Source organism: Pseudovibrio sp. JE062 (genome assembly GCF_000156235.1).
Classification (GTDB): domain Bacteria; phylum Pseudomonadota; class Alphaproteobacteria; order Rhizobiales; family Stappiaceae; genus Pseudovibrio.
This window is the reverse complement of record NZ_DS996809.1, coordinates 278,525-291,167: the sequence shown is the minus strand read 5'-3', so window position 1 is coordinate 291,167 and position 12,643 is coordinate 278,525. Positions and strand designations below refer to the sequence as shown.

Below are 12,643 nucleotides of genomic sequence, written 5' to 3'. Positions count from 1 at the left end.
AAAGAAGTGATAGTTCGATCACGATCGAAACAACACCGCATTTCGCCTTGCTACACCGTCAGCATCACCAAACCGAACTGGAGACCTGTGATGCTTACATGTATCATCCGCTACGAGATTGACCCGACAAAACGCGCGGAATTTCAACAGTATGCCCGCAATTGGGGACAGGCGATCCCGCGCTGTGGTGCGGATCTGATCGGCTATTACGCACCTCATGAAGGCTCCACCACATTGGCCTATGGCATCTACAACGTGCAAAGCCTTGCCCACTATGAAGAATACAGAGCCACTCTTGCCAAAGACCCGCTGGGGCGTGAAAACTATGAGTTCGCAATGAGAGAGAAGTTCATCCTGAAAGAAGACAGAACCTTTCTCACCCTGGCATCCGCTCCACATGCCAAGCCCTGATCGCCATTCTAATCAATGAAAGTTCCCAGCATGATTGCCGTTATCTTTGAAGTTGAGCCCTTCGCAGACCACAAAGCCAGCTATCTGGACATGGCCACCTCCATTAAGCCAGAACTGGAGAAAATCCCGGGCTTTATCTCCGTGGAGCGCTTTCAGAGCCTCACCAATCCTGAGAAAATTTTATCACTGTCATTTTTCGAGGATGAAGAGGCCGTGCTGCGCTGGCGTGCTCAGGAAAAGCATCAGGAAGCACAGCGGAAGGGAAAAAACGAATATTTCCAGAAGTATCGCATCCGCGTAGCGAGCATTTTGCGAGATTATGGCTTGGATAACAATTAAATTAAGAAACTGCACACGCAGGAGAGGACTTCAATAGCTGAATTTTATTGAATGTATTCTCAGGGAATATATTGGAGCGCTCAAATAGGGCGGCTCAGCAAAAAAGGTGGGGTTTATGCCCCACCTGTTCGAGCTTGAAAAATCAGCTCTTTTTCTCTCGCAGCATACCTTCGACAATCGTCACGGTGCGCTGCAGATCTTCAATCGCTTCATCGATATTGGCGCGCTGACCTTCCAGAACTTTAATCTGTTCCTGGAAGCGTCCAAGAGCCACCTCCAGTTGGGTGACCTGACCGTCGCGCAGATCATAAAGGTCCAGCATATCGCGAATTTCGGAGAGCGAAAAACCGACCCGCTTGCCCATCAGAACCAGCTTCAGGCGTGCGCGATCCCGACGGTTATAAATACGATTAAGCCCGTCACGCTTAGGATTCAGGAGTCCCTTATCCTCGTAAAACCGAAGAGTGCGGAGTGTAACATCAAATTCTTTTGCCAGATCACCAATTGAAAACTGGGTCTTCTTTCCCTTACCCAGCTCATTGGCAACAACATCAACAATCATCTCATTGATATGTAGGGCTTCGCTCATCTGCTTGACCTGTTCTTTTTTGCTTCCGCGACACTGCCGGTAACCCGCGACATGTGTACATGAGTACATGCTAAATGATGCACCGCGCAATTTCTATCAAGTTTATACATTGGCAGGAACACGTAGGTCTAGCAGAAGCCGCTTGATAACCCTTAATTCGGGTAAATCGGAACACGAATTATTTTCATGAGTTGGTTCCGTAACCCCTAAAAATGCATGGTATCTGCCCGATAACAGCCATAATTCACATTCCTTAAGGGCTCTTCACGCAGAATTCGACCTATTAACCCACTATTTACCCTAACGAGTAAAAAAATAGTCCCACGAGTTTTGAGACCGGTGCAAAACCGCAAAGTGATTCGTTCCTTGACCTATTCATGCACTGCGTAAGGCAGTTGACGTTGATCGAAAAAAATGGATTAGGGCAAGTGAACAGGACACCGCGCGGGACCGGACAGTTTTATGGGGCCCTTCAGGCATGTCTTGGAATAAACCAGAATTTGGAAAATCCGCTTCAGACACGTCCTTTGGAGAAGGGCTGGATGCAGACCACATTAAGTGGTTGGAGGAAAGTGGAATGGCGCAACGAAATCCTGCAGCAGCAAGGCATGCGACCCACTCTCCATATGCTGACGAGTATGGTGGCGCGAGCCAGCAACCCTACGGACACCCTCAGCCAACCTCTCAGGAAGAGGCGATGAATGAAGTGGCTCAGGCGTTAAGCCGCCTGATGCACGCAGAACAAGGCCGTCCGTCCCGTGGCTATGGCGAACCACAGCCGCAGCCACACGCACACAATCCGCGTCCGCGCGATCCTTGGCACCGCTCTGATCTGAGATCCGGACTGGACCAGTCCACCAGCCCGCATGCCTACGAAGACCAGTATGATCCGTCCGTGGATCAGCACCTGTATGCGCGCGCTGGTATCTCCCGTGATCCGCTTTCGCATCCGCGCCCGCCAGTCATGCGCCGCAACGAGCAGCCTGCCATGCGTCCAGCGCCAGAGATGGGGGCCGCTTATGCGCCGCGCCATCCTGCTGAGCCATATGCTGAACCTGCTCCAATGCCAATGCGCTCTGAGCAGCAGTCTGCTTACTCACCATCTCCGTCTCCACAGGAAAAGATGGAATGGGCTGCCCCACCTGCAAAGCAGGAAGAGGCACCAACCGCAGAAAATTCCAAGGTCAAGCGCATCAGCTCTGTTCTGGATGCATTGAACGCTCTGGACGAGCGCCTCAACTCTCTTGCTCATAACGAGAATGAAAAAGGGAAGGGCATGCCGTCCAAGGCTGAAAGCAATGCATCTGTTCGTCAGCCTGAGCCAGCACCGCAAGAGCCATCCTGGGCACCAGCTGCACAAGACTTTGGCCGCCCGCCAGTGACCCAGATGGAGCCGCGCTTCAACACCGCTGCAGCCCCTCATGGTGTGCAGCCGCAGCACGCGCCACAGCCTGCCATGCAGCAGCCGGAAAAATCTGCGGAGTATTCCGAGCTCAACACAATGATCGACGGCCACTTCAAGCATTTGGCCGAACAGCTCGACACCATGCGTGAGCCGGATGAAGCACGTTTTGAAATGCTTCACGATGGCATGCAAACCCAGCTCAACAGCCTGCGCGATGAGATGATGGATCGGACCTCCGACAATCGCGCACAGCTTTCAGAAATCATCGGCCGTCTGCGTGATGAGGAAGGCAACGGACTGCTGCTCAAGGAACTGCGCCACGAGCTGGAGCAGATGAAGGCGTCTCTGTCTCGCTCCGACATCGAAGACAGCCTCAACGCTCTGGGCATGGCCCATGCCTCCATCCAGTCCCGCCTGCAGGAACTGGCAGAAAAGAACGTTGACCCGGCGATCTACGAGAGCCTGTCCCAGCGCATGGCAGAGGTGGAAACACAGATCCGCCAGTTGCCACGCGTGGACCAGCTCAACTCGCTTGAAAACCGTTTGTCCTCCATGGGCGATCGTCTGGAAGATGTTCTGCACCGTTCCGGCACCGCTGGCCTTGAAGTTGTACGCGAAGAAGTAGCGCAGCTCAGAAAAGTTATTGACCGTCTGGACTCCGGTCGCATGATCCATGATGTGGATCAGCGTATCCGCTTCCTGACTGCACGCATGGATGAGCTAGACCATTTCTCCGCCATCCAGCGCGATATCCAGTCCCGCCTCAGCAGCGTTGAAACACGCATGCCCGATGGTGAAGTGATCGACCGCCTGCATGGCCGACTGGACTCCATCTCCAACATTCTTGCTGAAGGCCCGGAAAACGCCGGCAACAGTGATCAGCTGAACCGTCTGGAAGAGCGTCTGTCCAACATTGGTCAGCAGCTGGACCGCATGGAGCGCAGCCCGGAAACCTCAACCGGCTTCGATCAGGCGTTCACATCCATCGAAGGTCGCCTTGATCATCTTTGCAACAAGGTGGATGACATTGAGGTTCGCCTCGCTGACACCTCCTTCGAAGTTGCTTTGAACGAGAACGAAAGCGCAGCGCTCGCCCGTCTTGAACAACGTGTGATGACGCTAACCCAGATGGTGGAAGACAGCGCCCATGGCGGGTCTTCTGACAAAGCTCTGTCCATGATCCGCGCCGAGATCGCAGAACTGCGCGGCCACATTGGCGCGCTGGCAACCAATGGCGATATCGAAGCTCAGCTGCAGGATCTGGCAGCAACCATCTCCAGCCCATCTGGCCTGTCTTCTGACGTCGAAATCGACCGTCTGGAACAGCAGATCGCGGACCTGTCTCACAAGCTGGATATGTCACAGAGCCAGTTCGGTTCCATCGGCAATCTGGAAAACAGCTTCGGCTCCATTGAGCAGGAACTCAAAGGCCTGCACACCGATATGGTGGACAAGGCCCAGCAGATCGCTCAGGACGCTGTAAAAGCAGCCACTGACAATCTGGCTCTTGGTAACGGCGAGCATCAGGGTGAAGCTGTTGAAGCAGCAATCTCCGCGCTCCGTCTCGACCTGCAATCCCTGCTGGAAGCTTCCGGTCAGAAGGGGGATGTGGACCAGCATGCGCTGCAAGACGTGCGCGATGTTCTGGGCACCATCTCCAACCGCCTGGAAAATCTGGAAAGCATCCGCGCCGCCATTGGCGACACCGAGATTTCTGAGGAACACCAGAAGCTGGTTGGCGACAAGCAGATCAGCAGCATTCTGGGTGCTTTCAACATGGGCCGCAAAGGCAACACGGCTGCACAGTCAGCTGTTGCCGCTGAGCCGGAAGAACCACGCAACCGTAAGGCAGATTTCATCGCCGCTGCACGCCGGGCCGCCAAAGCAGCTGCCAAGGAAGCAAAAGAGGCGAAGAAGGAAGACGCCAAGCCAGCATCCGGCAAGAGTAAAGCACCGGAGCGGGCACGTCGCCTGCGGGACTACATCAGCCCAAACCGCACCAAAAATGTTGAGGTGCCTGAAAGCCTGCGCGCCAAAAAGGCAGCCGCAACCGCTCAGGTTCTCAGCAAGCTTCAGGTTGCTGAAGAGCCAATCTCTCTGAGTGCAGAAGATATGGTTCCTGAGACAGAAACCGCTGTTAAAGAACCAATCAATCTGTCCGCAGAGCCAGTTGAGCTGGGCAAAGCTGAAAAGCCAGCCAAAGGCAAGAAGAAGGAAAGCAAATCCAGCCGCCGCCGCGCGATCATGCTGGCCGCAGCTGCAATTGTTCTGACCATCGGCGCTTTCCAGGTGTTCAAGTCTGGCGTCTTCTCCAGCGCTGATGGCGTGGACACTGCCGGTTCTGAAACACCGCCAAGCATCATGGCGCCAAACGCGGAAATGCCAGGCAAAGACAACACCTCTCTGCTGAGCGGTGGCGTTGATGCAGTGGCAGCGCCTGATGTTCTCAGCAGCGCAACAGGTTTGCCGCCAGAAACCGAGTTACCGTCACCAGTCAGCTCCACAAGCATCTGGCAGTCTGGCTCCGCCACCGCACCGTCCGAGCCAACCAAGGAGCTGGTCTTCGGTCAGGCAACGGATATTGGCCCGGCAGCTGGAAACGCCCAGCCAACTCAAAAGGTTGCGCCTGAAGTTGCCGCAGACCCAATCACCACTGCCAGCGTTCCTACTTCACCGGAAGCATCGGCAACTGGTTTTGGCGAACACGTGACACCAATCATCCCGCAGCAGCCAATCCAGCAGGTTGCGCCAAACCAGTCCGCTTACGATCTGCCATATGCAATCGGCCCGATGGACCTGCGCTCTGCAGCCGTCTCCGGTGATGCAGCCGCTCAGTTTGAAGTGGCCCGTCGCTACACCGAAGGCAATCTGGTTCCGGCAAACCTCGGTTCCGCTGCTGATTGGTATCGCAAGTCCGCCGCACAGGGACTGGCACCGGCTCAGTACCGCCTTGGCAGCTTCTACGAAAAGGGCCGCGGTGTTGTGAAAGATCTGGCTCAGGCTCGCGACTGGTACTCACTGGCCGCTGCTCAGGGCAACATCAAAGCCATGCACAATCTGGCCGTGCTCTTCGTGGAAGGCATCGATGGTGAGCCAAACTATGCATCTGCCGTCAAATGGTTCCGCATCGCAGCGGACCATGGCGTAGCAGACAGCAAGTTCAATCTGGCAATCCTGGCAGCCCGTGGCCTCGGCATGGAGCAGGATCTGGTCGAAAGCTACAAGTGGTTCGCACTCGCCGCCCTGCAGGGTGATGAGGATGCAGCTGGCAAGCGTGATGAAGTTGCCGCCAACCTCACCAAGCGCCAGCATGCAGCAGCACTGGAAGCCGTCGCGACCTATCAGATGAAGCCGGTTGATCCTGCTGCAAACAAAGTTGTGATCCCGACCGAATGGTCCGGTAAGCCGAAAACCTCCGTTTCACAGGCGGGTTCCCCAACTGTGAAGAAGATGCAGCAGGCGCTGCTGAACATGGGGTACGATCCAGGCAACCCGGATGGTGTAATGGGACCAAACACGCGCCGTGCAATCAAAAGCTTGCAGGCTCGTTTAGGAATGGAAGCAACGGGTGAACCGGACCAGCGCCTGATAACGGCACTGGCCTCTCAGACCATATAATTTAACGTTACTAGGGGATTTCTGGTTAGATTTGCACTTGCTGCTCCGCGTAGATTGACAGAGCGTCTGGAATGGCGCTTAACACTCTACAATGTTGTTGGATAAATGGTGACTCGGGGCGCGCTGTCAGGTCACCTGTGTTACCCGCGGTGCCATTTTGCAGATCTATCTACCCATCGCAGAACTGCCGATTAATGTTTTCATGATTTTCGCCATGGGCGGAACCGTCGGGTTCCTCTCAGGGCTGTTCGGCATTGGGGGCGGCTTCCTCCTTACACCGCTGCTCATCTTCTCCGGAATTCCGCCAGCAGTCTCCGTTGCAACCGTCACCACACAGATCGTAGCCAGCTCTGCATCCGGCGTCCTGTCCTATTGGCGCAAAGCGGGCATCGACTTCAAGCTGGCAGGCGTGCTCCTGTGTTCCGGTGTGATCGGCTCAGCCCTCGGCGTCTGGATCTTCGGCATCCTGCAAAGACTTGGGCAGCTGGATCTGGTGATTTCACTGGCCTACGTCACCTTCCTCGGCACCATCGGCGTGCTGATGCTGGGTGAATCCATGAAGGCCATCATGCGTCGCAAGAGCGGTAAGGAACCTGCAGGACGCAGACCGGGCCAGCACAACTGGGTTCACGGCCTGCCATTCAAAGTCCGTTTCCGCCGCTCCAAACTCTATGTGAGCGTCATCCCGATCTTCGGCATCGGCAGCTCCATCGGGTTCCTCGGCTCCGTCCTCGGCATCGGCGGCGGCTTCATGATGGTGCCTGCGCTCATCTACCTGCTGCGCGTACCAGCCAACATCGTGATCGGCACGTCCTTGCTGCAGATCCTCGCCACCATGGCCGTGGCGACCTTCCTGCATGCCATCAACACCCAGTCCGTGGACATCGTGCTCGCTCTGACGCTCATGATCGGTGGCGTCATCGGCGCCCAGTTCGGCGCTCAGGTAGGGCAGGGCATGCGCGGCGAACACCTGCGCCTTGGCCTCGGCCTGCTGGTGCTGCTCGTTGGCCTGCGCTTTGCGTTCAACCTTGTTGTGGAACCGGAAGATCTGTACTCCGTCAGCGTGATTGAGGAGCCAGTCAAATGAGGCTCTCACTCCAATCCCTGACCACACTGCTGACTGTCACGCTGATTGCATTCTCCGCTGCGGCGCCAGCACTCGCTGAGAAGCTCGTCTCAGCTGTCTCATCTTCCCGCGTGGCTATCACCTCCAACTTCACCGGAACGCAGATCCTCGTTTACGGAGAGATCGCCAGAGATGCAGAAACCGTCTCCAGAACCGGCAATCAGGATGTGGTGGTGGTCGTGGAAGGCCCGCTGGAGCGCGTCACCACATGGCGCAAGGATCGTATCCTCGGTCTCTGGATCAATGCCACCTCGCAAACCTACATCGCCGTACCCAGCTTCTACGCTGTTCACGCCACAGATGACCTGCGCAACATCGCCTCAGAGGACTGGCTCAAGCAATACCGCATCGGGCTGGAGAACCTGCCGCTCGCAGCCCTGGGCACCCGTGCTCCGGCCACAGAGCGCAAGGCGTTTAAGGAAGCTTTCCTACGCGACCGCGTGCAGCACGGCCTCTATTCGCAGATGTCCAAGTCCATCAACTTCCTGAGCCCGACACTGTTCTCAACCACGGTTGACCTGCCAGCCACCATTCCGACTGGAGACTACAAGGTGACAACCTTTCTTTTCAGTGGGGGCGTACTGCTGGATAGTCAGGAGCAAGTGCTGACCGTGGCCAAGATCGGCTTTGAGCAGGTGACCTTCAACCTGTCTCGCCAATACCCAGCCGTCTACGGCGCGCTGGCCATCATTCTGGCCCTGTTCACCGGCTGGATTGCAGGCGTGATCTTCAAGAAAGACTAAGGCGTATCGTTGAAAAGTGGCCACCGGTTTGCAGATAAAGATACGCAAATACAAAGGCTGAAGTGCTTAAGAAAAGCAGATAAAAGAAAAGGCCCTCAACTTGGAAGGGCCTTTTTTGTTAATCGCTTAAGAGCTTGGAAGCCGTGAACGGGAACAAGCGCCCGTTGCCCAGCATGAACACCGAGAACCGCTTCTCGGCAAACACATCCGTAAAGGCTCTGTCCATCACATTCAGGCCACCCGTCAGGGCACCAAAGGCTGGCAGTACCAAGCGGTTGCCGTTGGTCGCAAAGCAGGCTCTGCGAATGGTGCGGCCCATGCGGCGCACTTTGGCTGCCGGATGCAGGTGTCCGCAAATCTCACCACGCTCAGCGCCTACCTTCGGCTCATGGCGGAAGCTGAGAGAACTGATGGACAGTTCCTCATAGCGCTCACCACAAATGTGGCTGGCAATCTCAGGGTCGTGGTTGCCGGTGATCCAGATCCACTCACGCCCCAGCTGCATGGTCGCCAGCATGGCAAGATAAGCCGCTGGCATGCGCTCGGAGCTTTCACTGTCATGGAAGCTGTCGCCCAGACAGATCACACGGCTTGGATTGAACAGGTCAATAAGAGCTGCCAGCTTTTCCAGCGTGGCAGCCGTGTCATAAGGAGGCAACATAAGCCCCTTACTCTTGGCAATACTGGCTGCTTTTTCCAGGTGAAGATCAGAGACCACAAGGGTCCGCTCTTCTGGCCACCACAGGGCTCCACTGTCGTGAAGGCCAACAAGTTCTCTTGCGAGAGACAAGTCGTGGCATACAGGAATAGGTTGACGATAACTCGGTTCTACTCGTGGCTGCAACTGACTGTTAAGTCTCACAATTGGGCCTCCAGTATCAAATCATCTGCTGCGTCCGCCAGCAGCGCTTCTGTCGCACTTCCAAATATAGGCTCTTTACCAATCTCAAGAAGAACCGGAACAGCCAATGGGGAAACACGACCCAAAGCACTATGCGTGATTCTTTTGTCGAAACGAGAAAGAAAGTGACCTAAACGAGAGATATCCAAAAGTCCTGTTGCTGCATCCGTCCATGTTGCTTGTAAAAGCAGATGGTCCGGCTCGTGTTCGTGCAGTACGTTATAAATAAGATCCGTATTTATAGTTATCTGCCGCCCGGTTTTCTCTTTACCGGGGTGGCGTCTTTCCACAAGACCAGAGATCATGGCACAATTTCTAAAGGTACGTTTCATCAAACTACTTTCAGCAAGCCACGCTTCAAGGTCGTCTCCAAGCATATCTTCTTCAAACAGCTCATCCAGCCGCAGGCGCCCGCTTTTAATCGCCAGCCCCATATCCCGCAGGCCCCAAAGGGCCAGTGAGTACTCCGTGGCCACAAACCCCAGCGGGTGCAGGCCAGCGCGCTCAAGGCGGCGTGTCAGCAGCATACCAAGCGTTTGGTGAGCCAATCTGCCTTCAAACGGATAGCACACCAGATAGTGTTTATCGTTCCGCGGAAAGGTCTCTACCAGTAGACGTTCATAATCTGGTAACTGTGATTTATCTTTTTGTAGCTCCAACCATTCGCGAACCTGACCGGGTAACGAAGACCAAGTGTTAGGATCAGAGGCAAAATGTCGAACGCCTTCAGCTAGATAAGTACTGAGGGGGAATTTGCCCCCCTGATAGCTGGGGATCTTCGGATCCTGTGAGGAACTGCGAGACACATAGGCCTCACTTTCCTTAAGGCCTTCAAACTTCAGCACTTGCCCGGCAAACACGAATGTATCACCCACCGCAAGCTGCTCAATGAACCACTCTTCAATCTCACCCAGCATCTTGCCGCCAAATCCCAAGGGGCGTTTGCTGTTGGGGCCACGCGGCTTCACCTGCCGCACTTTAAGCGTGGCCGCATCCAGAATTGTGCCGGAGTTAAGCCGGTACTGCTGGGCAAACTGTGGGTGAGAAACGCGAAACAGCCCCTCCTTGGTCGGGCGCAGCTTGGCGTATCTGTCGTAAGCCTTCAGCGCATAACCGCCAGTGGCCACAAACTCCACCGCCTTCACAAACAGATCATAGTCCAGATAGCGATAGGACTGACTGCTGATCACTTCCTCATAGAGCTTTTCAGGTTCAAACGGAGCTGCACAGGCAACGCACATGATGTGCTGGGCCAGAACATCCAGCCCGCCCTGCCGGAGGGGAGGGGTATCCTGCTCTCCAGCCTCTGAAGCTTCCAGCGCAGCCTGACACTCCAGAACCTCAAACCGGTTGGACGGCACGAGGATCGCCTTGGAGGCCTCATTCATACGGTGATTGGCGCGGCCAATGCGTTGTGCCAGACGACTGGCACCCTTGGGCGCGCCCACATTGATCACCAGATCGATATCACCCCAGTCAATGCCTAGGTCCAGCGAGGAGGTACAGACAACCGCCTTCAGCTGACCCGCTGCCATATGCGCTTCCACCTTGCGGCGCTGACCCACATCCAGCGAGCCATGGTGAAGAGCAATCGGCAGCGTCTCTTCATTGATGCGCCAAAGCTCCTGAAACAACCGCTCAGCCTGAGAGCGCGTGTTTACGAACACCAGCGTGGTGTTGTGGGCTTTGATCTCCTCATAGATCTCCGGCAGGGCATAAATGCAGGAGTGACCAGACCACGGCAAACGCTCCTGCGTTTCCAAAATGCTGATATGCGGCTTGGCTCCACCCTTGGCCTGCACAATCTCCGCGTGGTGGACCTGCTGCGACAGCGGTTGCTCCACCAGATAGGCCCGCAGATCATCCGGGTGTGCGATGGTTGCGGAAAGTCCGATACAGCGCAGGTTCGGCGCCAGCTTGCGCAAGCGGGTCAAAGCCAACGCCAACAGATCGCCGCGCTTGGAGGTCACCAACTCATGCAGCTCATCCAGAATGACATACTGCAGATCAGCAAACAGCCGCTCTGCGTTCTTGTCAGACAGCAGAAGCGAGATTTGCTCTGGCGTGGTCAGCAAGATGTCCGGCGGAATACGCTTCTGCCGCTGCTTCTTATGGCTTGGTGTATCACCGGAGCGGGTCTCCAGCTTGATGGAAAGACCCATCTCCTCAATCGGCACTTCCAGGTTCCGGTGAATGTCTGTCGCCAAAGCTTTGAGGGGAGACATGTAAAGCGTGTGCAATCCGCCTGAACCTGAGGACACAGCTGCCCCCGGCTTTCGCTTGTCAGCCTTCGTGCGCTGGTGCAGATCCACCAGACTAGGCAGAAAACCCGCAAGGGTCTTGCCGCCACCGGTGGGCGCGATCAAAAGCGCTGAGTTGCCAGAGGTCACCTTCTCAAACAACTCCAGCTGGTGCGCACGTGGCGCCCAGCCACGGCTGTCAAACCAGTTGGTGAAGACGGAAGGAAGGTGAGAGGTATCTGCCAACAACGAAATGTCCGATCCTGAAAACAGTTGAGCGCACTTTGCCACCAATGATCACATGTGCCAATCAGAAATGGGGCAAACCAAGAACATATTCAGTGTATCTCCGAAAAGTGGGCACCGGTTTTCGGATAAAGATACGCGTGAAACAACAGCTAAAGCAGCTCAAATGGTTAGGTTTTAAGGAGAGCTACTTTAGCGCAAGCCCGCGGGGAGGGGGATAAATCGATCCTGCTCAACTTAGGACTGTCAAACCATGAGATTTATTCTGTGATGTGGTTGGGAAACCGGCATAAAAAGCGGAAAATACCCATGAATTTTGTTTCCTTCTGAAAAAAGGACTGGCAAACTAAGCCCTATCCACGGCATATAAGGGAAAACGGGCTCCAGAGCCCGACCTACGTGAAAAATGCTGGCACATCAATAAGCTGGGAAAAGGGGCAGTCACTATGAGTGTTCAGGACGAAACAGAACTAATGCTCTCCGAGTTGTTTGATAGCTATGCAGATGCCTATGAGGACTATGACGCCGGGCAGATCGCAGATTGCTTCGCATTTCCATGCGTGATCTGGCAGCTGGAAGAAGGCCACGTCTTCAACGACAAGGCCGAACTCTGCGAGAACATCGAAGCGCTCCTTGAAGTGCACCGCGAGCATTATGTGACCTCTTCCATCTACGAAGTGGTGTCCTCTCATATCTCCGGTTCCACCGCGAGCGTCAGCCTCGATTGGCAGCAGGAAGATGACGAAGGCGAAACCATCTTCGATTTCACCTGCCATTACCTGCTCATCAACATCGAAGGCCAGTGGAAGATCGCAAGCATCGTGAACGAGCCTGCCTGATTGAATTCCTCTCAGGAATGAAGAATGAAGCTCCCATCCTTCAGGTTTGGGGGCTTTTTTGCATTTGAACGCACCAAAACCATAAAGAACGCAAACCAACGCACAAAAGAACGCAAACGGGATTAGGAGTGTGCAAACGGATATTTGCAGGCCTCATACGTAATGCGCGTTTTTGTGAACGCTTGT

Annotated in this window: 9 protein-coding genes; 6 read left to right on the top strand and 3 right to left on the bottom strand. The window is 55.1% G+C overall.

Annotated features, from left to right (window positions below; translation table 11 throughout):
* Positions 1 to 90 precede the first annotated feature (90 nt).
* Positions 91 to 411 (top strand): NIPSNAP family protein, encoded by a 321-nt coding sequence (locus PJE062_RS13740; RefSeq protein ID WP_008549957.1) that lies wholly within the window; start codon positions 91 to 93, stop codon positions 409 to 411.
* A gap of 30 nt (positions 412 to 441) precedes the next feature.
* Positions 442 to 750, top strand: coding sequence for an antibiotic biosynthesis monooxygenase (locus PJE062_RS13735; RefSeq protein WP_008549918.1), 309 nt, complete (start codon positions 442 to 444; stop codon positions 748 to 750).
* 142 nt (positions 751 to 892) lie between these two features.
* On the opposite strand, the gene PJE062_RS13730 is transcribed toward PJE062_RS13735, so the two are convergent.
* Positions 893 to 1,339, bottom strand: a complete 447-nt coding sequence (locus tag PJE062_RS13730) for a MerR family DNA-binding transcriptional regulator (RefSeq protein WP_008549503.1) — start codon at positions 1,337 to 1,339, stop codon at positions 893 to 895.
* Between the two features lie 478 nt (positions 1,340 to 1,817).
* Between PJE062_RS13730 and PJE062_RS13725 the strand changes: the two genes are divergently transcribed.
* The 3 genes from PJE062_RS13725 (at position 1,818) to PJE062_RS13715 (ending at position 8,231) form a co-directional block, all read left to right on the top strand.
* Complete coding sequence (locus PJE062_RS13725; protein ID WP_037036935.1) at positions 1,818 to 6,362, top strand: peptidoglycan-binding protein; 4,545 nt, start codon at positions 1,818 to 1,820, stop codon at positions 6,360 to 6,362.
* Positions 6,363 to 6,519: 157 nt separating this feature from the next.
* A complete protein-coding gene (locus PJE062_RS13720; protein ID WP_008549954.1) occupies positions 6,520 to 7,449 on the top strand; it encodes a sulfite exporter TauE/SafE family protein in 930 nt (309 codons plus the stop codon).
* On the top strand, positions 7,446 to 8,231 hold the full coding sequence (locus tag PJE062_RS13715) for a TIGR02186 family protein (RefSeq protein WP_008549833.1): 786 nt from the start codon (positions 7,446 to 7,448) through the stop codon (positions 8,229 to 8,231). The genes PJE062_RS13720 and PJE062_RS13715 overlap by 4 nt, the downstream gene beginning before the upstream one ends.
* 118 nt (positions 8,232 to 8,349) lie before the next feature.
* On the opposite strand, the gene pdeM is transcribed toward PJE062_RS13715, so the two are convergent.
* Together pdeM and PJE062_RS13705 are read right to left on the bottom strand one after the other, a co-directional pair.
* Entirely contained in the window at positions 8,350 to 9,021 is a 672-nt protein-coding gene (gene pdeM, locus PJE062_RS13710) for a ligase-associated DNA damage response endonuclease PdeM (protein WP_198136867.1), read from the bottom strand.
* 68 nt (positions 9,022 to 9,089) lie between these two features.
* On the bottom strand, positions 9,090 to 11,618 hold the full coding sequence (locus PJE062_RS13705; RefSeq protein WP_008549745.1) for a ligase-associated DNA damage response DEXH box helicase: 2,529 nt from the start codon (positions 11,616 to 11,618) through the stop codon (positions 9,090 to 9,092).
* Between the two features lie 446 nt (positions 11,619 to 12,064).
* Here PJE062_RS13705 and PJE062_RS13700 point away from each other — a divergent pair, with 446 nt between their 5' ends.
* Positions 12,065 to 12,457, top strand: a complete 393-nt coding sequence (locus tag PJE062_RS13700; RefSeq protein ID WP_008549914.1) for a DUF4440 domain-containing protein — start codon at positions 12,065 to 12,067, stop codon at positions 12,455 to 12,457.
* Positions 12,458 to 12,643: the final 186 nt, after the last annotated feature.

Bases quoted from the DNA above. Each gene is read 5' to 3' on its own strand.
- PJE062_RS13700 (WP_008549914.1), top strand. From the start codon at position 12,065: ATGAGTGTTCAGGACGAAACAGAACTAATGCTCTCCGAGTTGTTTGAT.
- PJE062_RS13740 (WP_008549957.1), top strand. From the start codon at position 91: ATGCTTACATGTATCATCCGCTACGAGATTGACCCGACAAAACGCGCG.
- PJE062_RS13725 (WP_037036935.1), top strand. From the start codon at position 1,818: ATGTCTTGGAATAAACCAGAATTTGGAAAATCCGCTTCAGACACGTCC.
- PJE062_RS13735 (WP_008549918.1), top strand. From the start codon at position 442: ATGATTGCCGTTATCTTTGAAGTTGAGCCCTTCGCAGACCACAAAGCC.
- PJE062_RS13730 (WP_008549503.1), bottom strand. From the start codon at position 1,339: ATGAGCGAAGCCCTACATATCAATGAGATGATTGTTGATGTTGTTGCC.
- PJE062_RS13715 (WP_008549833.1), top strand. From the start codon at position 7,446: ATGAGGCTCTCACTCCAATCCCTGACCACACTGCTGACTGTCACGCTG.